The sequence below is a fragment of the Lentilactobacillus raoultii genome, assembly GCF_900411375.1.
Classification (GTDB): domain Bacteria; phylum Bacillota; class Bacilli; order Lactobacillales; family Lactobacillaceae; genus Lentilactobacillus; species Lentilactobacillus raoultii.
This window is the reverse complement of sequence record NZ_LS422986.1, coordinates 136,417-156,251: the sequence shown is the minus strand read 5'-3', so window position 1 is coordinate 156,251 and position 19,835 is coordinate 136,417. Positions and strand designations below refer to the sequence as shown.

Below are 19,835 nucleotides of genomic sequence, written 5' to 3'. Positions count from 1 at the left end.
AATAACTTAAGAATAATTTTGGAGGAACTTTAAAATGGCGATTGTGAATGGTTACAAACAAAACGAAAACGAAAATAGTCTTGACATATTAAACTTGGACCAGTTGGAAAAACAGGCTAAGGAAATTATCCCAACCGGTGGCTTTGGCTATATCTCTGGTGGTTCTGAAGATGAATGGACACTGCGGGCTAATCGACAGGCATTTACACACAAACAAATTGTTCCACGGGCATTGACTAATATTGAAAAACCTGAATTGGATACCAATGTCTTTGGCTTGCCATTAAAAACACCTGTTTTTATGGTACCGGCTGCTGCCCAAGGATTAGCTCATGTTAAAGGCGAAGTTGATACAGCGAAGGGCGTGGCTGCAGTTGGTGGTTTAATGGCTCAGAGTACTTATTCTTCAACATCAATTGCCGATACTGCAGCTGCTGGAAATGGCGCACCACAATTTTTCCAGTTATATATGAGTGACGATTGGGACTTCAATGAAGCATTGTTGGATGAAGCTAAAGCCGCCGGTGTTAAAGGAATTATCCTGACAGTTGACGCAACGGTGGATGGCTATCGGGAAGCTGATATTATCAATAACTTCCAATTTCCAATTCCGATGGCTAATTTGACCAAATATAGTGAAGGCGATGGCCAAGGAAAAGGAATTGCTGAAATTTACGCATCTGCAGCTCAAAAAATTGGTCCGGATGACATAGCTAGAATTGCTGATTACACGGATCTACCCGTTATTGTAAAGGGAATTGAATCGCCAGAAGATGCATTATATGCGATCGGTGCTGGGGCTGCTGGCATTTATGTATCCAACCATGGTGGCCGTCAATTAAATGGTGGTCCCGCCTCGTTTGATGTTTTGGAAGACGTCGCCAAAGCTGTTAACGGTAAGGTCCCGATTATTTTTGATTCTGGTGTTCGGCGTGGTTCAGATGTCTTTAAAGCTCTTGCATCCGGTGCTGATTTAGTTGGAATCGGTCGGCCGGTGATTTATGGCTTGGCTCTTGGAGGTGCTGAAGGCGTTCAATCAGTATTTGAGCATCTTGATCATGAATTAGAAATCATTATGCAGTTAGCTGGAACTAAGACAATTGAAGATGTTAAAAAAGCTAAATTGCTTAATTTGCATTATTGAAATTAATAAAGCCTTGATTGAGAAACAGTCATAAAAGTCAAGCAAGTATATAAATGGTAAACGCCCTGGTGAAATTTGAAACGTTTAATTTCACCAGGGCGTTTATCATTTAAAAAATAATCTTTTTGTACCCTTCAAGAAAAAGGGTAACACTTACCGTATATAATAAGTGTACCGTAAATCAACAACTTAGGCGTATTGATGTTTTGACGGAAACATGTTAACATACTTATTTGTGAGTATCTGAGTAAAAGCAGAAACTCTCCTTGCTCTCAGGAAGGGAGCCATAAGCCCATAAGGAGGTGCAATCATGGAAGAAAAGAAATACGAAATCACTTACATCATTCGTCCTGATATCGAAGAAGATGCCAAGTCTTCACTTGTCGAACGATTTGACAAGATCGTCACAGACAATGGTGCTAAGATTCTTGATTCAAAAGACTGGTCAAAACGCCGTTTCGCATACGAAATCGGTGGCTACAACGAAGGCACTTATCACGTTATTACTTTAACGAGTGATAGTGATACGCCTTTAAATGAATTTGATCGTCTATCAAAGATCAATGACGATATTTTACGTCATATGATCGTTGTCCGCGATGACTAATTAATCATTCTAACTATGAGAGGAGCAGATTCAGCATGCTTAATCGAGCAGTTTTAACGGGACGCCTAACCCGTGATGTTGATTTACGATACACACAGAGCGGAACGGCTGTTGGTACTTTCTCGTTAGCAGTAGATCGGTCGTTTACCAATCGTAATGGTGAACGAGAGGCTGATTTCATTAACTGTGTCATCTGGCGTAAATCCGCTGAGAATTTTGCCAACTTTGTTCACAAAGGATCTCTTGTTGGAATTGATGGTCGTATCCAAACACGGAATTACGAAAATCAACAAGGCAACCGAGTTTATGTGACTGAAGTTGTTGTCGATAATTTTGCATTACTTGAACCGCGTTCAGCACGAAACAATAATGCAAATAATCAGCAAAACGGTAATGCTCCTCAACAAAATAACGGAAATAACGGTAATCCATTTGATAACAATTCGAATGGAAACGGGAATGCTAATGCTGGTAGTGCCAGCAGTGGGAATGGCAACAATGGTAATCAGGGTAACCCGAATGATCCATTTGCCAACTCAGGTGATTCGATTGATATTTCCGATGACGATTTACCATTCTAAATTGAACGGTAACGAATTTTTTATGAGGAGGAATTAACATGGCTCAACAAAGACGTGGCGGCCGTCGTCGCCGTAAAGTTGATTTTATCGCTGCTAATCACATCGATTATATCGACTACAAAGATGTTGATTTGTTGAAGCGATTTGTTTCAGAACGGGGAAAGATCCTTCCTCGTCGTGTTACTGGAACAAGTGCTAAAAATCAGCGTAAATTAACAATTGCTATTAAACGAGCACGAATTATGGGCTTAATGCCTTTCGTTGCTGAAGACTAATCAAGTATATTAGGAGGTCTGGATGAAACTTCGGTTTTATCTGGACCTTTATTTTATATGTTTGGCTCATTTTTTAGATGATGAATGGTTAATGTTGGATTTTTATGATGAAGTTTAATTGATTAAATCGTCGGAAAAATCGCTGAAATGAATTCTTCATAAAAATTTAAACTTTATTTTATGTTAAAATAAAAACATTAAGCATAGTAATTCAAGAGGATAAAAAATGAAAAATTGGTTTTCTCATAGTAGTGGTGAATTACCGCCATTTATTCATAATCGTCGTTTGCGGCGAATCATGTTGTTTATTGCACTGATTGTGATTTACGGCATCGTCATTTCATTTTTATATAATATCGTTGTTTCTGCCATTTTGATTGTCATTAGCGTTTTAGGCTTGATTTATACAATTGTGATGATGAACGAAATGAGTACAGATACAAATCAATACATTTCTGATCTTTCTTACAGAATCCATCGTGGTGAGCAAGAAAGTCTATTGGAAATGCCAATTGGTGTGATGATTTTAAATGCGGATGGTTTGATAGAATGGACCAACCCCTATTTAACACGGTATTTTAACAATGAAAACATCCTTGGAAAACGGATCGAAGATGTTGATCATGATTTGCAGCAACTAATCATGAAATATGAAGAATCGGATGAATTTCATACCGTAACTTGGCGTGAACATAAATTTACCATGCTGATTCAAAGTGAATATCATTCAATTTATATGCTTGATATTACACGTTACGCAAATCTAGAAGAGCGTTATGAAGAAGAACAGATTTCTGTCGGTCAAATCTTTTTAGATAATTACGACGAAATTACGCAATCAATGACGGACCAGGAAATTTCCAATTTAAGCAACTATGTCACTAATGAATTGGCAACCTGGTCTAAGAAGTACGGGATGTACTTAAAACAAATTGATGATGACCACTTCTTCTTACTCGCTTACGCAAAGTCATTAACAGCAATTGAAAATGATAAATTCAACATTCTTGATATCGTGCGTGAAAGTACATCAAAACAAAATTTCCCGTTGACCCTGAGTATCGGGATCTCGTATGGTGAAGATGACCTTAACAGCTTAGCTGATCAGGCACAAAGCAACCTTGATTTGGCACTTGGTCGTGGTGGAGATCAGGTTGTTGTAAAATCCCTTGATGGAACAGCCCGATTTTACGGGGGCAAAACTAACCCGATGGAGAAGCGGACCCGTGTTCGTGCTCGGATGATTTCTCAAGCATTAAATGAATTAATGGGTGATGCTGACCAGATCTTTGTTCAAGGGCATACACGGCCAGATATGGACTCCTTGGGGGCTTGCATGGGCATTAGACGGATTGCCCAGATGAATAATAAAAAATGTTGGATTGTTTTGGATAAAGAAAAAGTTCACTCCGATATTCAACGGCTACTGGAAGCTTCTAAGAAGTATCCGGAAATCAGTGATTCAATTATTACGCCTTCAGAGGCCTTGGCCAAAGTAACCGATAGCAGTCTGCTAATCATGGTGGACCATTCTAAACCGTCGATTAGTATTTCACCTGATCTGTATCAACGAATGACCCAAAAAGTCGTCATTATTGACCATCATAGACGAGGTGAAGAATTTCCCGAAAATCCAATGTTGGTTTATATTGAACCCTACGCTTCTTCAACGTGTGAGTTAATTACGGAAATGTTTGAATATCAGCCACATGAGGAAGAACCGATCAATCGAATTGAGGCCACGGCAATGTTGACCGGGATCTTTATCGATACGCAATCCTTCTCAATGCGCACTGGAACCAGAACCTTTGATGCAGCCAGCTATCTTCGTTCTGCCGGAGCTGATTCAACCGAGATGCAGCAATTGATGAAAGAAAATATTGATAATTATTTGCAGCGAAATCATCTTATTTCGATGGTTGAATTTTTCCATAAAGATATGGCGATGATTGTTGGTGAAGAGGATCGAGTATACGATCCGGTAACAGCGGCTCAAGCTTGTGACTCCCTATTAACAATGTCTGGAGTCGATGCATCATTTATTATTACCAAACGTTCTGATGGTAAAATTGGCGTTTCGGCACGCAGCACCGGGTCAATCAATGTCCAAATTATCATGGAGCGAATGGGTGGCGGTGGCCACCTTTCCAGTGGGGCCACCCAAATTGAAAATAAATCGATTGCCGAAGTTAAACAATTACTGCTTGAAACGATCGACTATATCGAAGATAATGAATAAAGAAAATAAATTTTGAGGATAGTAGGAGTGATCTGTTGTGAAAGTGATTTTTCTAGAAGACGTCCGTGGTAAAGGTAAACGCGGTGAAGTTAAAGAAGTTCCAGACGGCTATGCTCAAAACTTTCTGATTAAAAACGGTAAAGCAAAAGTCGCCTCCCGCCAGGCAATGAGCCAGTTGAAGGGGCAACAACGTGCTGAAAAGAAGCGCGAAGAAGAAGAGTTGGCGGAAGCACAAGCCGTAAAGACAAAGCTGGAAGATGATAAAACAGTTGTCGAATTAAAAGCTAAGTCTGGGACTGATGGCCGATTGTTTGGTTCAATTCCAAGTAAGCAGATTGCTTCCGCTTTGGATAAACAATTTGGCATTAAGCTCGATAAACGCAAAATTGAATTGGCAGAACCAATCAAGGTTGCCGGATATACAAATGTCCCCGTCAAATTGCACTCAGATGTTACGGCTCGAATTAGGGTACACGTATCAGAAAAATAAAATTGATAGATGCGCCGAATGAACTGGAAACAAAGCGATTGAAATCATTTGTCTCCAGTTTCTTTTATTTGAATGATGGCTTTTATCAATCTGGATTTAAGATTAAATTGGTGAAAATTAATGAACAATGATTTAATAAGTCAAGTACCGCCACAAAATATCGAAGCTGAAAAAGCGGTATTGGGATCCATTTTTCTTAGTACTGACGCATTGATCGATGCAATGGAGTACTTGGATCCAAGTGATTTTTACAAACATTCCCATCAAATTATTTTTAAAGCGATGGTAGAATTAAACGATCGTGATCAAGCTGTTGATGGTATTACCGTTACAGATACGCTTAAGGATCAGAACAATCTGGATGATGTTGGCGGGTATGAATATATTACTGAATTGGCTAATGCGGTGCCGACCGCTGCCAATGCGAGTTATTATGCCAAAATTGTTAAAGATAAAGCGATCTTAAGGCGTTTAATTCAAACTGCGACAAATATTGTGACGACTGGTTATAATACAGATGATGATGTCACCACCGTGTTGGATAACGCGGAACGCGATATTATGAGCGTGGCGGAAGATCGCAATCAGTCAGGCTTTAAACCTATTAAGGATGTTTTAAACTCAGCGTTTAATAAAATCGATGAGTTGTCTCAGGAGGGGGAAACCGTTACTGGTCTCTCCACTGGATATCCTGAACTCGATAAGATTACTACCGGTCTTCATAATGATGAATTAGTGATCTTGGCAGCCCGGCCAGCTGTTGGTAAAACGGCATTTGCATTAAATGTTGCGCAAAATGTCGGGACTAAGACAGATAAAACCGTTGCAATTTTTAGTTTAGAAATGAGTGCGGAATCGTTGGTTGATCGAATGCTTTGTTCGGAAGGCAGCATTAATGCCAACCATTTGCGAACCGGCCAATTAACTGAGGATGAATGGCAAAATCTGGTAGTCGCAATGGGTAGCTTGTCTCGAGCAAACATTTATATTGATGATACGGCCGGAATTAAGATGTCAGAAATTCGGGCTAAATGTCGACGATTAGCTAAGGAAAATGGTAACCTGGGTTTAATTGTGATTGATTATTTGCAATTAATCGAGGGTGGCCACCAGGAAAACCGTCAGCAGGAAGTTTCTTACATTTCTCGACAGTTAAAAAAATTAGCCAAAGAATTGCACGTTCCGGTAATTTCACTTTCCCAGCTTTCCCGTGGGGTTGAACAGCGACAAGATAAGCGGCCGGTATTATCAGATATCCGTGAGTCCGGCTCTATCGAACAGGATGCTGATATTGTCGCGTTTTTGTATCGGGATGATTATTACGAGCGGGATGATGACGATGATAATAGTAATAATGACGCCCAAGGAACCGATGACGAAAATGATGTCGGTGAAGTCGAAGTCATTATCGAAAAAAATCGATCGGGCCCTCGAGGAACGGTTAAATTATTGTTTGTAAAATCATATAATAAGTTTTCATCCATTTCCTACGCTCAAGAAGGCAGTTAATGGGACCATACAAAAAAGACTGAGAGACAATGATAGCCTCTCAGTCTTTTTTGGATATATGTATAAATTTTGCTAAGGGATGGTTTGATTGATTTAACGATGGCCAATTAGTAAAGTATTATTAGTTATTTTAGTCTATTGATTAGCAGAGAAGATGACCGTTACTTATTACCATCAAAAGAAATATTGGCGCACCGAAAAATAGGTGCCATTCAATTTTAAAACAAAAAACCAGCAACCACGATGTGATTCACATCATGAAAGCTGGTTGATTCGTATTAGTGGGCAGTCAGGGGCTCGAACCCTGGACCCACGGATTAAGAGTCCGTTGCTCTACCAACTGAGCTAACTGCCCATCACTAACCGACTTAAATATAATAACACGGTAAAAAAATTTTTGCAATAGGTTTTTTAACAGCATGGCAAAAGTATTGTTAACGATTTAATGTTTTACGTAATTAGACCTAAGCAGGCCTTACCAGTCGATTTCGGTCGATATCGGACACTGTGTTATAATAGCATCATGTTGGCGTGTGTAAATTTTGAAAAATAACAATATTGAAATCCATGTTAGGAGACATTGTTAATGGCTAAAAAAATATTGGTAGTAGACGATGAAAAACCAATCGTCGACATAGAAAAATTCAATTTAACAAAGGAAGGTTACGAAGTTTTTGTTGCCTATGATGGTGAAGAAGCTTTAAAACAAGTAACCGAAGTTGATCCCGACCTCATCATTTTGGACTTAATGTTACCGAAAATTGATGGACTTGAGGTCGCCCGTGAAATTCGTAAAACCAAAGATACACCAATCATTATGGTAACGGCCAAGGATTCAGAACTCGATAAGGTTTTGGGGCTTGAATTAGGGGCCGATGATTATGTGACAAAACCATTCTCCAACCGTGAACTGGTTGCTAGAGTTAAAGCCAATTTGCGTCGTCAGGGAACTTCAAGTAATAACTCAAATGATGGTGACGAAAATAAGGATATTAAAATTGGTGACCTTGTGATTCATCCCGAAGCTTATTCAGTTTCTAAACGAGGGGAAAATATTGAGTTAACTCATCGAGAATTTGAGCTTTTGCATTATCTGGCACAACATATTGGTCAGGTAATGACTCGAGAACACTTACTGCAGACCGTTTGGGGCTACGATTATTTTGGTGACGTTCGAACCGTTGACGTAACTGTTCGGCGATTACGTGAAAAAGTCGAGGACAGCCCCAGTCATCCAACTTGGCTCGTAACTCGGCGTGGAGTGGGTTATTATTTGAGAAACCCCGAAAATGACCAACAGTGACGTTAAGAGAAAGATAAGTAAGGGGTATTAGCTGGTTGTGAATAACCGAATCAAATTTTACCAATCAATCAAAGTTAAGATCGCGTTGGTTTTTGCATTGGTATTGTTACTGACTTTGGAAATTGTTGGTGCCGTTTTCGTGAGGCAGTTGGAACACCAAAACCTCGCAACATTTACCAGTCAGGTGCAATTACAATCATACGTGAAAAATTCATTAATAACTGAGCTTTCACGTTCCAATAAAACGTTGGCCGATCGACGAATTAAAACCATTTTAAACGATTCTGACAGTGATAATACGGCTCAAATCCAGGTGATTGATAATAAAGGGACCATTCGTGGGACCAATCAAGTTAATAATCAAGCAGTAGTCGGCCAAAAAACAACCGATAACGACGTTAAAAACGCCATTTACAGCAGTCAGAAAGTTGAGAAAAAAACGTTTGACTCTTCAAGTAATACCCGTTATTACACACTGATCTCACCATTAATTAAAAGCTCTGGCAATAACAGCACCCTGGTTGGTGTTGTGTATACAAGAGCTAATCTGGATCAGGTGTACAAGAACATTAACAGTATTACGGTTATCTTTTTGTTTGCGGCATCAATTGCGATTATTCTTGGATTATTAATCTCAATTGTGATTTCCCGGGCAATTACCCGTCCAATTGAGGAAATGAAGAAGCAAACCATTCGAATCGCTCGGGGGGATTACTCAGGTCAGGTTCATGTTTATGGAAATGACGAATTGGGCCAATTGGCCAGTGCTGTTAATAATTTGTCAGTTAGAGTTGAGGAATCTCATGAATCAACCGAATCTGAACGGCGGCGGCTGGATTCCGTGTTGGCTAACATGACAGATGGCGTGTTGGCAACCGATCGCCGTGGGAACGTGATTATCATTAATGAAACTGCTGCCAGCTTTCTTGACCTTGATGAAAGTCAGGCCATGGGAAAGTCGATTTTGGATGTCTTGGATATTCGAAAAGACTATAGTCTGCGGGACTTGCTTGAAAAACCAGATGAATTGATTTTGGATTTTTCAAGTGATGAACACAGTCTGATTTTACATGCTCATTTTTCTTTAATTCAACGAGAATCCGGGTTTATTAGTGGTTTGGTCTGCGTATTAAGGGATATTACTGAGCAGCAAAGAATCGATCAGGATCGAAAACAATTCGTTTCCAACGTTTCTCACGAATTAAGAACACCGTTGACCAGTGTTCGTTCATATATTGAGGCGCTTCATGACGGCGCTTGGAAGGACCCCAAGCTGGCACCCAAATTTTTAAAAGTGACTCAGGATGAAACGGATCGAATGATTCGAATGATTAATGATCTTTTGACATTATCACGAATGGATTCGGGTACGCAGAAGATGGAAGTTGAACTGGTTAATATTAATGAACTATTTAATTACGTTCTGAATCGGTTTGATATGATTCTTAAAAAAGATGAGCATCCTGAAAAAACGTATACGATTAAGCGGTATTTTACTAAACGAGACCTTTGGGTTGATTTGGATACAGATCGTTTTACACAAGTCCTTGATAATCTCATGAACAATGCAATTAAATATTCACCGGATGGCGGCGTCATTACCTGTCGATTGTATGAGACTCGAAATAAGGTCATTTTAAGTATCAGTGACCAAGGTCTGGGGATTCCACGTAAAGATATCCCTCATATCTTTGATCGCTTCTACAGAGTTGATAAGGCCCGTTCTCGTCAACAAGGAGGTAGTGGTCTTGGGTTGGCAATTTCCAAAGAGGTGGTTGAAGCGCTTCATGGCCAATTATGGGCTGAAAGTGTTGAAGGAAAAGGTTCAACCTTTTACATTGCGCTGCCTTATGAACCACTAGAAGAGGAGGACTTATGGGATGAGGTTTAGTAAATACTTGATACCACTCGCATTAACAATTGCGGTTATCATTAGTCTGACACTCTCAGTAGTGATTTGGACCAACCCTGCCAACTATAAGAACCGCCAAAATGCAACTCAGAATACGCAAAATGAAGAGATTACCAAGCCAAAACGGTACGTTTATGCGCCCACCCAAGCTGTCCATACCGATAGCAATGGAAACCAAACCATTTTAGTCAATCGGTTGGTTAATTCAGTTACTGAAATTCAAAAAACGATGCGTGATTATCAAGATGTTCATCTTAAAAAAATCAGCACCCGGTCTCAGGAAGCCTATTTTCAAATCGCAAACCGGCCCGACTCTATCATGCTGAGTTATGTTAGTCCGGTTTCCGTTAAGATCATTAACGAGCTTACCAATAACCGATTTAAAAAATTACCAAATTATCAAGTTTCGCGAATTGTTTTACCAACCAATGATTCTACCCATTTGTATCTGTTGAATGATAAAAACTACGCTGTTTATCGCATTAATGTTAAGAAGCACAGCTTAAAGAGTTTGAATCAAGTTTTGGACATGAACATCAGAAGAATTCCTGCTTCTTTTCAATTATTTAACGGGCAGCCAATGGTATTCGTGAAATCAACGGCCCAGCTTCAACCGTACAGGTATCTGATTGACCGACAGTCAGAAGATTACTATGTCAGCCGGTTGCTTAACAATCACGATTCTCAAAGCAGCATTTCGGTCAAGCGACGCCGAAACGTTGTGACGTATAGTGATCAAAATACACTTCAATTGGCGTTTAATTCGAGAACCAGGATTGGCACCTTTTCCGACTTTCGAAGTAATAAGAATCAACGTCATATAACATCGGTGCTGAGCGACTCATATAATCAGCTAGTTGATTTGGGATTACCACTGGAAAGTGTTCATTTTTTTAATTACAATCCAGCTTCCAGAATTGTTTCTTATCGAACTTTTGTTGAAGGGTTCCCGATTTTTAGAACAACTGGTTTTGGCACAATTTCAACTCAGATTTTGAATTCCAATGCCAAAAGATTACAATTTTCGTTGGATAATCCGGAAGTCCCGATCCCAAATAATGAGGGGTATAGTACATTGCCAACCACTGAAACGGTCATTAGTCGACTGATAAGCAAGGGGTATCATAAGAAAAATATTCAGAATCTGCAAATTGGTTATGGCTGGCGAAGAGACAACTCATCGCAGTTGCTGGTCAATTTAGTGCCGGATTGGTATGTGGACTATAAAGGCAACTGGCACTCCTATACATCACTGATTAACCGGTAGAAAGGAGGGGAGCCGTTTGAATTTTAAACGAATCGAAATTATTTTTTTGGTTACCTTTATCGCCATTGATATTTTCTTGTTTGGCATGTTTGAACAAAATATGAGTATGCAAACCGAAAACGTGGCACAGGGTGATTCCGATTCAAAAATTGTTAAGGAAATGAAGGATGACCAAATCAAAGTAGGTGGCCTCTCCAAGAAAAAAAGTTTTGCCTATTACCTTTCCGGTACTCAAAATGACACGTTACGCAGTCAAATGGGACAATTGCTGAATCAGACTCCCCATTATGCCGGGTACGAGCTGGATAGTGAGTTTAAAAATCCGGTTAAGGTTGACCAGAATAATCCAGAGCAAACAATCGACAAGTTATTGATGGATCCTACCTTTGTGGCCTTTGGTGATCAGTATCAATATAGTAAGGAATTATCAACTCCCAGAAGCATTGTCTACATTCAAAAAGCAATGGGGGGATTGATGTATTCAACAGAGGCTCAGATTCGATTTACGTTGAATGGCAACCATCAGATTATAAGTTATACGCAATCTTATTTGCAGGATATTAAAAGTTTGCGGGAAAAATCAGAGACAATTTCGGAAACTCGTGCTTTAATATGGTTATATCAATACAATGAGATTCCCAATAATACGAAAGTTGCTTGGACAAAACTCGGTTATACCAAACTGTTGTCAATTGATAACGACCGAGTCTTTATTCCAACCTGGATCATTGCCATTAAGCCTCAAAACTCCCCCCAGGTGCAGTTGAAAAAGATTAATGCCTTTACCGGGGGCATCATCAAAGAGACAAACGAAAACTTAAAGAATAGTCAAGGAATTTCTGGAGTTAATTAATGTTGGAAAGAAGAAGCAGTATGGAAAACGATGACATGCAAATTAGTGTCCTTGCCAGTGGCAGCACTGGTAATGTTACTTATATTGAAACGCCGCAGCATAAAGTACTTTTGGATGCCGGTTTAAGCGGTAAAAAAATTGCCCGCTTAATGAGTTCAATCGGGCGAGATATTAATGATGTTGATACCCTGTTAGTCACCCATGAACATTCGGACCACCGTCAAAGTGTTGGTGTATTGGCTCGAAAGTACCACCTTAATGTCTATGCTAATCAGGGAACCTGGGATGCCATGCGACCGCGAATCGGTAAAATTCCGGAAGATGAAATTAATATTTTTCCACCGGATACAGTAATGGATTTTGGCGATTTAGACATTGAAAGTTTCTCAGTATCCCACGATGCGGCCGAACCGCAATTTTACGTTTTTCATCATCGCAACCGATCGTTTGTGGTTTTGACTGATACTGGGTACGTTTCTGATCGGATGGAAGGCGTTATCAAGGACGCGGATGGCTATTTGCTGGAGTGTAATCATGATATTGAAATGTTGGAAAATGGCGATTATTCGTGGCCGTTAAAGCAACGGATTTTGGGATCCCAAGGTCATCTTTCAAATGAAGACGGTGCTAATACAATGTTGGATGTCATTGGTCACCGAACTAAAAAGATTTTTCTGGGCCATCGAAGTCAGCACAATAACATGAAATCTCTTTGTCATCTGACGGTTGCTTCCATTTTAGCTGATCATGATTATGGGGTTGGTAAGGATTTTAAATTGTACGATACAGAACCGGAAACTGCTTCTCCTTTAATGATTATTTAAAGATCCTTTAGAATTTTATAACTTTGAGAACACACTTTTTTCAAGAAAAAAGTATATACTTTAAGAAAACAGAAGGGGGCCCACTCATTGGCACAAAAAAATGGTTTTGGAAAAATTATTGTAACGGCGGTCGTCGCCGGTGCTTTAGGCGGCGGGATCACTTATGGTGGTATGTCATATTTTAACAATAACGATAATGGAACCGGAACCTCTCTGGTTTCCAGTAATCAAAATGGCAACACCAAGATCAGTAATATGAAAGTGAACCTCAATACACAAGCGGAAAAAGCCTTTAATGCAACTAAGAATACGGTTGTATCAGTTATTAATTTACAGCGGGAAAGTTCGAGTGATGATACTCTGGCTGGAATCCTCGGCGGGTTGGAAGGCGGCTCAAGTAGTGGCAGTAAGAAGAGTGGTCAGCTTGAAGCCTCCAGTGAAGGTTCAGGCGTCATTTATAAGAAGAGCGGTAACACCGCTTATATTGTGACCAATAATCACGTGGTTTCCGGTGCCAATGCATTGGAAATTATCCTGAGCGATGGTTCGAAAGCATCTGCCAAGGTAGTTGGTAAGGATGCGGTAACTGATTTAGCCGTGATTAAAATCACTTCAAATAAGGTTAAAGACGTTGCCCAATTTGGTAATTCTGACAACATTAAAGTGGCTGAACCAGTATTGGCAATCGGCTCACCCCTTGGTTCCCAATACGCAACTTCCGTGACCCAGGGAATCATTTCTGCTAAGAAGCGGGAAGTACCGCAAACTTCGGAATCGGGAGCGCAGGTTGGTAACGCAACGGTTATTCAAACAGATGCGGCCATTAACCCCGGGAATTCCGGTGGCCCATTAATCAATTTTGCGGGTCAGGTTGTCGGAATCAATTCTATGAAACTGGCTCAGGATCAACAAGGAACCAGTGTTGAAGGAATGGGCTTTGCGATTCCAAGTAATGAAGTTGTTACGATTATCAATCAATTGATTAAAAATGGCCAGGTTGTTCGACCGGCATTGGGAATTGGTTATACTGATCTTTCAAATATTTCGGAAGAACAACAACGTTCAATTCTTAAATTACCTAAGAGTGTGACTCAAGGCGCCGTTGTCTTGAAAGTAAATGCCAATTCACCAGCACAACGAGCCGGCCTTAAGAAGTACGATGTCATCACTGAATTGGATGGAACTAAGATTACCCAACAGAGCCAATTGAGAGACATTCTTTACAAGCATAAAATCGGTGATAAGATTTCCGTTACTTATTATCACAAAGGGAATAAACAGACCAGCTCAATCACGTTAAATCAAAAGTCATCTAATAAGGTACTAAACGAAGCAAGTAAGTAGTTAATGCGTTGATACTCAGTTGCTGCAGTTCCGCTGCGAGAAAACGATCCAATGATGAATGGGTCGTTTTTTTATTGTAAGTAAAGTGACTACTCAATATCTGAACATTCGGTTGCTAATAGCGGGACGATTTTAAAGGTTTCCGAACGGTTAATGAGATAAATGGCTGATTTGGGGTGACATCTTCACTAAAAAGCGAACTTCTAGCAAATTATTTTTTAAAAGATTCAGTACCAATTGAAAAGTCTGGAAATTGTTCACATTGAGCTTGTGGATAACTCTGTGGATAATCCACAGGGAAAATAAATTCACTGGTATATTACCGTTTTTGATTTATCCCCAAATTTGAAAAGTTATCCACAAAAACTGTGGATAACTTTTTTTGCTTTTGAATTTTGATTTGTTCGGTCAAGTAAATGTTGATATAATAGGGTTTGCGAAGTGAATTTGCGAACGAGTGTTGTCCACAATTCTGTGGATAAAAAAATACCCACTTGACAGATCATAAAAAAATGCGGGGCAAAAAGAAAGCGGTATAAGTTATCAACCTGTGGATAACTCTGTGGACAACTTGTTTATAACCACTATTTTTTACACAGGGAAAAGATTAATTAGGAGTGAACTGAGCGTGAATATTAAATTGGTTGTGGTTGGCAAACTAAAAGAGAAGTATTTCAAGCAAGGAATTGCGGAATACGCCAAACGATTGTCGCGTTTTTGCAAATTTCGGATTGTTGAAGTTCCTGATGAGAAGGCGCCGGAATCACTCAGTCAATCAGAAATGACTGAGGTAATGGATAAAGAAGGTTCGCGAATTTTGAACAAGATAAAAGATCGTGAGTATGTTTATGCCTTAGCGATTTTGGGTAAGGAACGCTCTTCGGAGCAATTTGCAAAGGAACTCGCAGATTTAACCACCTATGGGCATTCTGATATTACATTTGTGATTGGGGGTTCACTTGGGCTATCTAAACATGTTCTTGATCGAGCCGATACGCAAATTTCGTTTGGCAAATTTACATTGCCCCATCAGCTTATGCGGTTGGTTTTGACTGAACAGATTTATCGAGCATTCATGATTAATGAGGGTAGTCCGTATCACAAGTGAAATGAGAGATGAAATAAATGCAAACGGTGGATGACATTTTTAGAGCAATTCAACGAGATCCTCAAAACAGAAACTTTACAAACAAAGGTATTTTACCGCTTTATCACATTGAGCCAGATGCTAAAATTCTGATTATTAGTCAAGCACCTAGTCGAAAAGCCCAAGAGTCAATGACTTTCTGGCATGATCCAAGTGGGGACCGCCTTCGTAACTGGATGGGGATTAGTCAAAATCAATTTTATCATTCCGGAAAGATTGCGGTCATGCCACTGGATTTCTACTACCCTGGTAAAGGGCCACACGGTGACTTGCCACCCAGAAAAGGGTTTGCGGATAAGTGGCACCCACTTTTGTTATCGTTGATGCCACACGTTCAATTAAAACTTTTAATTGGCCAGTACGCTCAAAAATATTACCTTCAAAAGAACCGCCAAAGAAATTTAACGGAAACCGTTCGCCAATTTGAAGACTATCTGCCGGATTACTTTCCGTTGGTTCACCCATCACCGTTGAACTATGGTTGGCTGAAGCAACATCCTTGGTTTCAAACTCAAGTTGTGCCAAGACTACAGGCTGAAGTTGGCAGGTTAATGACTAATTGAATTTAGTAGGTTAGGTTAGCTTGCTTTTCACTGTTATTTAAGCAATAATATAACTATCAAAATCGAATATTGTCTGGGGTGCCATTTTGGCTGAGAAATACCCATTGAACCTGATGCAGTTCGTACTGCCGGAGGAAGACAACCAACCATGAGCTATTTCAGATACAGCTAATGATATGTTGATAAAAGGTCTCCTTTGCCAATGCAGGGGAGGCTTTTTTTGTTGGTTCACAGATAATACCTTTTTGATTGTTGAGCTGTTGATAATTGAAAAAAGGGGAGAAATATTGTGAAAAAGAAGTTTCATTTACAAGATATCATTTTAATCGCGTTAATTGCGATTGCGTTTGGCGCCATTTTTGTCGGCACCGATTGGTTATACAACTTTTTGTATTTAGCGATTGGCCCGTTTGCCAACGAAGCACTTTTTGGACTATGGATTATGGCTGGCCCGCTTACCATGTATCTGGTCCGCGTCCCAGGTTCTGCAGTGATTGGCGAAACCCTGGGTGCCGCTGCTGAAGTTCTCTTTGGCGGAACATTTGGTGCTGCTGCGTTAATTTCTGGAATTGTTCAAGGAGTTGGTAGTGAGTTGGGGTTTGCACTATTACGTTATCGAAACTGGGGCTGGGCAAGTTTATTGAGCTCTTCGATAACGACAACAATTGTAGCTTTTGGATATGAATTGTTCAGATTAGGATATGTTAAGTATTCAATCCCGATGATTATTGCTTTATTTTTAGTTCGTTTGGTTTCCGATCTTGTTTTTGGAACAGTTTTGGTCAAAATGATTTTCGCATTAGTTGAACGCTCATCAGTTTTACATTTTGATGTTTCCAAATAATTGAATTAAATGATGTCTGGGGTGCTCTTTTGAGCTGAGATTATACCCATTGAACCTGACACAGTTTGAACTGTCGGAGGAAGACTGATTTGACAATTCTCAAATGAAAAATCAAATGATCTTTTCTTCGACAAACGTTGGAGGAAGGATTTTTTTATGGAATATTCATTAGTTATCACCAATGGTCATGTTGCAACACCAACCGGCGTCATTGAGAGTGATTTAGCAATTAAAGACGGCCAAATTGCGGCAATTGGTGATGGATTAGTTGCCCAAGCTGATCACGTTATTGACGCTGATGGTCAAATGGTTTTACCCGGCATGGTTGACTCACACGTGCATATCAATGAACCGGGGCGTAGTGACTGGGAAGATTACCGGACGGGCTCTCAAGCCTTAGCTGCCGGCGGGACGACGACTATGTTGGTGATGCCACTAAATGCCTTGCCGGCTCGAACGACTGGCGAAGAATTTCAGCGTCAGAAAAAAATTGCCGAGACTAAATCTTACGTTGATTTTGGCTTTTATGGCGGATTGGTACCGGGAAACTTAGCTGAAATTTCAAAAATGGCTGAACAGGGTGCCATGGGCTATAAGGCGTTTATGGCGACAACGGGATCGGATATCCCAGGTGATTTTAAAAATGTAACCGATTATCAGCTGTTAAAGGGCATGCAGGAAATCGGAAAAACCGGTTTACCGATTTTGGTGCATGCTGAAAATGCAGCTATTACGGATGGTTTGGCAGCCGAAAAAGTTGCTAAAGGTCAAACCGATATCCAAGACTACGTTGATTCGCGACCACCATTTGTTGAAGTTGAAGCAGTTAAACGGGCAATTTATTTAGCGAGTCAAACCAATGTCCATTTGCACTTTGTTCATTTATCAACACCGGAAGCGGTTGCTCAAGTGACTAAGGCAAAAGCAGCCGGTCAAAATGTCACTTGTGAAACCTGTCCGCACTATTTGATCTTAGATCGTGATCAATTTGAAAAGATTGGGCCGTTAGCTAAATGTTCACCGGCGTTGCGGGATCGACAAGTCGTTGAAGGCCTTTGGCAAAAGCTCTTTAGTGGCCAAATTGATACAATTGGTTCGGATCATTCGCCGGCACCGGCTTCAATGAAACAAAGTCCGGATCACAACATTTTTGATATCTGGGGTGGCATCAGTGGCTGTCAGAATAACGTCGATTTGCTGTACGATCAAGCTGTTACGAAGCGTGGCTTACCTGTAACCGACTTCATCAAATTAACGGCAGAAACGCCGGCAAAATTATTTGGCTTGGCAAAGAAAGGTTGCTTAGCGGTCGGTTATGATGCAGATATCACGTTATTGGATCTAAAGCAGCATTATCAGCTAAAACCGGCCGATCTATATTACAAAAACAAAATTAGTGCTTATATGGGGATGATAATTAACGATCGAGTCACCACGACGATTCTTCGTGGTCAAGTGATTTACACGTTAAAAGATGGATTTAAGGGGCAACCAACCGGTCAATTTCTACAAAAACAACTAACTGGAGTTGATGAGTCATGAATTCAGCTAAATCACTTTCAATTTCAGCAGACTTAAAACCGCGAACTCAGTCCCAGCGTCACGTTGGTCAATGGTCGTATATGGCAATGTGGCTGGGGGATGGCTTCAATATCGGTAATGTAACATTAGGATCCTCGATTGTAGTGGCGGGCGTGGCTACCATGAATTTACTGCAAACGATTTTGGCAGCCGGGATTGCGATTGCCATTATCACCGTTATCTTTGTTTTAAACGATCATTTTGGATATTATACCGGTTCACCATACGTGATTCAATTGCGAATGACGTTTGGTATTTTAGGTGCCAAACTTGCCAGCTTACTGAGGGGAATTCCAGCAGTTGTCTGGTATGGGTTTCAAAGTTGGACGGGGAGTTTGGCGTTGAATCAAATTGCTAAAATCACGGTTGGCGTTAATCAGCCGGCACTCTTCTTTGTGGGGTTATTGACTATCCAGACGCTGATTTCAATTAAGGGATTCCGGTCAATCAAAGTCGTTGCCTCAGCAATTTCATTGTTTATGGCGATCCTGCTGGTCGGCATGCTGATTTATTTAGTGACTCAAAGAAATACGGCTTTTTCCAGTCGGATGATTCACGTAAAGGGAACTTGGGGGCCGACGTTCTGGGGATTTATCGTCGCCTTTTTAGGGAATTACACCGCAATTTTTGAATCAGCGGCCGACTATTCTCGTGAATTGCGAACTGGCTTCTCCAATAAACATCGGGCAGCACTCTACTTCCTGCCGATTTTTATAGCTTATGGGATTACGGTCTTGACCGGTGCGCTGTTGGCTGTGGTAACGGGAATTTCAAGTCCGGTCCACGCAATGGCCCGTCTGTTTAATAATGATTTGGTAACGGTAATCGTTTCGGCCTTTATTGTGTTAGGAACCGTTACAACCAATCTGGTTGCGAATATTATACCACCGACCTATGTGTTAAACGCCTGGTTTAATTTATCAGAAAAATGGTCCTTAATCATTGTTGCCATTTTGGCCAGCCTGAGCTTTCCATGGTTGTTGGTTCAGGATAGTTCCTCGACTGGATTGACGGTGTTTATTAAAACCTATTCGGCCTTTCTTGGCCCGATGACGGCAATTGTGTTAAACGAATACTATGTTAAACGACGAAGAAAAGTTGATGTTGCCGCTTTATACGATGATCAAAAAGTAAAGGCGGCACCGCAACCGATTATTGCGTTATTCGCTGGGGCGTTATTAGCCTTAGTCGGCGTTAATTTAAGTTGGCCGATTGGCTTTATAGTATCGTGGCTAACGTTGTGGCTATTGAGATATGATAAAGAAGTGACTGCTGACCTCAAAGCTTAAGGTGGGACTTAAACAACACTAAACAAGCTGGATGCAAAAACCGCTCGCAAAACTCATAGATAA

General features: G+C 40.4%; 18 protein-coding genes, 1 tRNA gene and 2 riboswitches. Of the genes, 18 read left to right on the top strand and 1 reads right to left on the bottom strand.

Annotation, left to right across the window (positions count from 1 at the left end; all coding sequences use genetic code 11):
- Positions 1–34 precede the first annotated feature (34 nt).
- From ED605_RS06435 to dnaB, 7 genes are all read left to right on the top strand, one after another.
- Positions 35–1,144 (top strand): lactate oxidase, encoded by a 1,110-nt coding sequence (locus ED605_RS06435; RefSeq protein WP_121978072.1) that lies wholly within the window; start codon positions 35–37, stop codon positions 1,142–1,144.
- A gap of 310 nt (positions 1,145–1,454) precedes the next feature.
- Positions 1,455–1,751, top strand: coding sequence for a 30S ribosomal protein S6 (rpsF, locus tag ED605_RS06430; protein WP_121978071.1), 297 nt, complete (start codon positions 1,455–1,457; stop codon positions 1,749–1,751).
- A 35-nt stretch (positions 1,752–1,786) separates the two neighbouring features.
- The gene (gene ssb, locus ED605_RS06425; RefSeq protein WP_121978070.1) at positions 1,787–2,332 is read left to right on the top strand and encodes a single-stranded DNA-binding protein; all 546 of its coding nucleotides are present in this window, start codon (positions 1,787–1,789) and stop codon (positions 2,330–2,332) included.
- A 38-nt stretch (positions 2,333–2,370) separates the two neighbouring features.
- Positions 2,371–2,607 (top strand): 30S ribosomal protein S18, encoded by a 237-nt coding sequence (gene rpsR / locus ED605_RS06420; protein WP_121978069.1) that lies wholly within the window; start codon positions 2,371–2,373, stop codon positions 2,605–2,607.
- A 226-nt stretch (positions 2,608–2,833) separates the two neighbouring features.
- On the top strand, positions 2,834–4,846 hold the full coding sequence (locus ED605_RS06415; RefSeq protein ID WP_191981350.1) for a DHH family phosphoesterase: 2,013 nt from the start codon (positions 2,834–2,836) through the stop codon (positions 4,844–4,846).
- 37 nt (positions 4,847–4,883) lie between these two features.
- A complete protein-coding gene (gene rplI / locus ED605_RS06410) occupies positions 4,884–5,336 on the top strand; it encodes a 50S ribosomal protein L9 (RefSeq protein WP_121978068.1) in 453 nt (150 codons plus the stop codon).
- 120 nt (positions 5,337–5,456) lie between these two features.
- Positions 5,457–6,845, top strand: a complete 1,389-nt coding sequence (gene dnaB / locus ED605_RS06405; RefSeq protein ID WP_121978067.1) for a replicative DNA helicase — start codon at positions 5,457–5,459, stop codon at positions 6,843–6,845.
- A 282-nt stretch (positions 6,846–7,127) separates the two neighbouring features.
- Here the strand turns inward: dnaB and ED605_RS06400 are convergent.
- Positions 7,128–7,200, bottom strand: a tRNA-Lys gene (locus ED605_RS06400).
- A 231-nt stretch (positions 7,201–7,431) separates the two neighbouring features.
- On the opposite strand from ED605_RS06400, the gene yycF reads away from it, so the two are divergent.
- The 11 genes from yycF (at position 7,432) to ED605_RS06345 (ending at position 19,772) form a co-directional block, all read left to right on the top strand.
- Positions 7,432–8,148 (top strand): response regulator YycF, encoded by a 717-nt coding sequence (yycF, locus tag ED605_RS06395; protein ID WP_121978066.1) that lies wholly within the window; start codon positions 7,432–7,434, stop codon positions 8,146–8,148.
- A 37-nt stretch (positions 8,149–8,185) separates the two neighbouring features.
- Positions 8,186–10,039 (top strand): cell wall metabolism sensor histidine kinase WalK, encoded by a 1,854-nt coding sequence (gene walK, locus ED605_RS06390; RefSeq protein ID WP_121978065.1) that lies wholly within the window; start codon positions 8,186–8,188, stop codon positions 10,037–10,039.
- Positions 10,029–11,327 (top strand): YycH family regulatory protein, encoded by a 1,299-nt coding sequence (locus tag ED605_RS06385; RefSeq protein ID WP_121978064.1) that lies wholly within the window; start codon positions 10,029–10,031, stop codon positions 11,325–11,327. The genes walK and ED605_RS06385 overlap by 11 nt, the downstream gene beginning before the upstream one ends.
- Before the next feature lie 16 nt (positions 11,328–11,343).
- Entirely contained in the window at positions 11,344–12,180 is an 837-nt protein-coding gene (locus tag ED605_RS06380; RefSeq protein WP_191981349.1) for a two-component system regulatory protein YycI, read from the top strand.
- Between the two features lie 20 nt (positions 12,181–12,200).
- Positions 12,201–13,004, top strand: coding sequence for an MBL fold metallo-hydrolase (locus ED605_RS06375; protein WP_191981355.1), 804 nt, complete (start codon positions 12,201–12,203; stop codon positions 13,002–13,004).
- Positions 13,005–13,091: 87 nt separating this feature from the next.
- The gene (locus tag ED605_RS06370) at positions 13,092–14,348 is read left to right on the top strand and encodes a S1C family serine protease (RefSeq protein ID WP_121978062.1); all 1,257 of its coding nucleotides are present in this window, start codon (positions 13,092–13,094) and stop codon (positions 14,346–14,348) included.
- A gap of 628 nt (positions 14,349–14,976) precedes the next feature.
- On the top strand, positions 14,977–15,456 hold the full coding sequence (gene rlmH / locus ED605_RS06365) for a 23S rRNA (pseudouridine(1915)-N(3))-methyltransferase RlmH (protein WP_121978061.1): 480 nt from the start codon (positions 14,977–14,979) through the stop codon (positions 15,454–15,456).
- A 17-nt stretch (positions 15,457–15,473) separates the two neighbouring features.
- The gene (locus ED605_RS06360) at positions 15,474–16,058 is read left to right on the top strand and encodes a uracil-DNA glycosylase family protein (protein ID WP_121978060.1); all 585 of its coding nucleotides are present in this window, start codon (positions 15,474–15,476) and stop codon (positions 16,056–16,058) included.
- Between the two features lie 64 nt (positions 16,059–16,122).
- Positions 16,123–16,212: riboswitch (TPP riboswitch) on the top strand.
- A gap of 135 nt (positions 16,213–16,347) precedes the next feature.
- The gene (locus ED605_RS06355) at positions 16,348–16,902 is read left to right on the top strand and encodes an ECF transporter S component (RefSeq protein ID WP_121978059.1); all 555 of its coding nucleotides are present in this window, start codon (positions 16,348–16,350) and stop codon (positions 16,900–16,902) included.
- A gap of 7 nt (positions 16,903–16,909) precedes the next feature.
- Positions 16,910–17,001, top strand: a riboswitch (TPP riboswitch).
- A gap of 57 nt (positions 17,002–17,058) precedes the next feature.
- Entirely contained in the window at positions 17,059–18,444 is a 1,386-nt protein-coding gene (allB, locus tag ED605_RS06350; protein ID WP_121978058.1) for an allantoinase AllB, read from the top strand.
- Entirely contained in the window at positions 18,441–19,772 is a 1,332-nt protein-coding gene (locus ED605_RS06345; protein WP_121978057.1) for an NCS1 family transporter, read from the top strand. The genes allB and ED605_RS06345 overlap by 4 nt, the downstream gene beginning before the upstream one ends.
- Positions 19,773–19,835 lie beyond the last annotated feature (63 nt).

Bases quoted from the DNA above. Each gene is read 5' to 3' on its own strand.
- ED605_RS06435 (WP_121978072.1), top strand. From the start codon at position 35: ATGGCGATTGTGAATGGTTACAAACAAAACGAAAACGAAAATAGTCTT.
- rpsF (WP_121978071.1), top strand. From the start codon at position 1,455: ATGGAAGAAAAGAAATACGAAATCACTTACATCATTCGTCCTGATATC.
- ssb (WP_121978070.1), top strand. From the start codon at position 1,787: ATGCTTAATCGAGCAGTTTTAACGGGACGCCTAACCCGTGATGTTGAT.
- rpsR (WP_121978069.1), top strand. From the start codon at position 2,371: ATGGCTCAACAAAGACGTGGCGGCCGTCGTCGCCGTAAAGTTGATTTT.
- ED605_RS06415 (WP_191981350.1), top strand. From the start codon at position 2,834: ATGAAAAATTGGTTTTCTCATAGTAGTGGTGAATTACCGCCATTTATT.
- dnaB (WP_121978067.1), top strand. From the start codon at position 5,457: ATGAACAATGATTTAATAAGTCAAGTACCGCCACAAAATATCGAAGCT.
- yycF (WP_121978066.1), top strand. From the start codon at position 7,432: ATGGCTAAAAAAATATTGGTAGTAGACGATGAAAAACCAATCGTCGAC.
- ED605_RS06385 (WP_121978064.1), top strand. From the start codon at position 10,029: ATGAGGTTTAGTAAATACTTGATACCACTCGCATTAACAATTGCGGTT.
- ED605_RS06375 (WP_191981355.1), top strand. From the start codon at position 12,201: ATGGAAAACGATGACATGCAAATTAGTGTCCTTGCCAGTGGCAGCACT.
- ED605_RS06360 (WP_121978060.1), top strand. From the start codon at position 15,474: ATGCAAACGGTGGATGACATTTTTAGAGCAATTCAACGAGATCCTCAA.
- allB (WP_121978058.1), top strand. From the start codon at position 17,059: ATGGAATATTCATTAGTTATCACCAATGGTCATGTTGCAACACCAACC.
- ED605_RS06345 (WP_121978057.1), top strand. From the start codon at position 18,441: ATGAATTCAGCTAAATCACTTTCAATTTCAGCAGACTTAAAACCGCGA.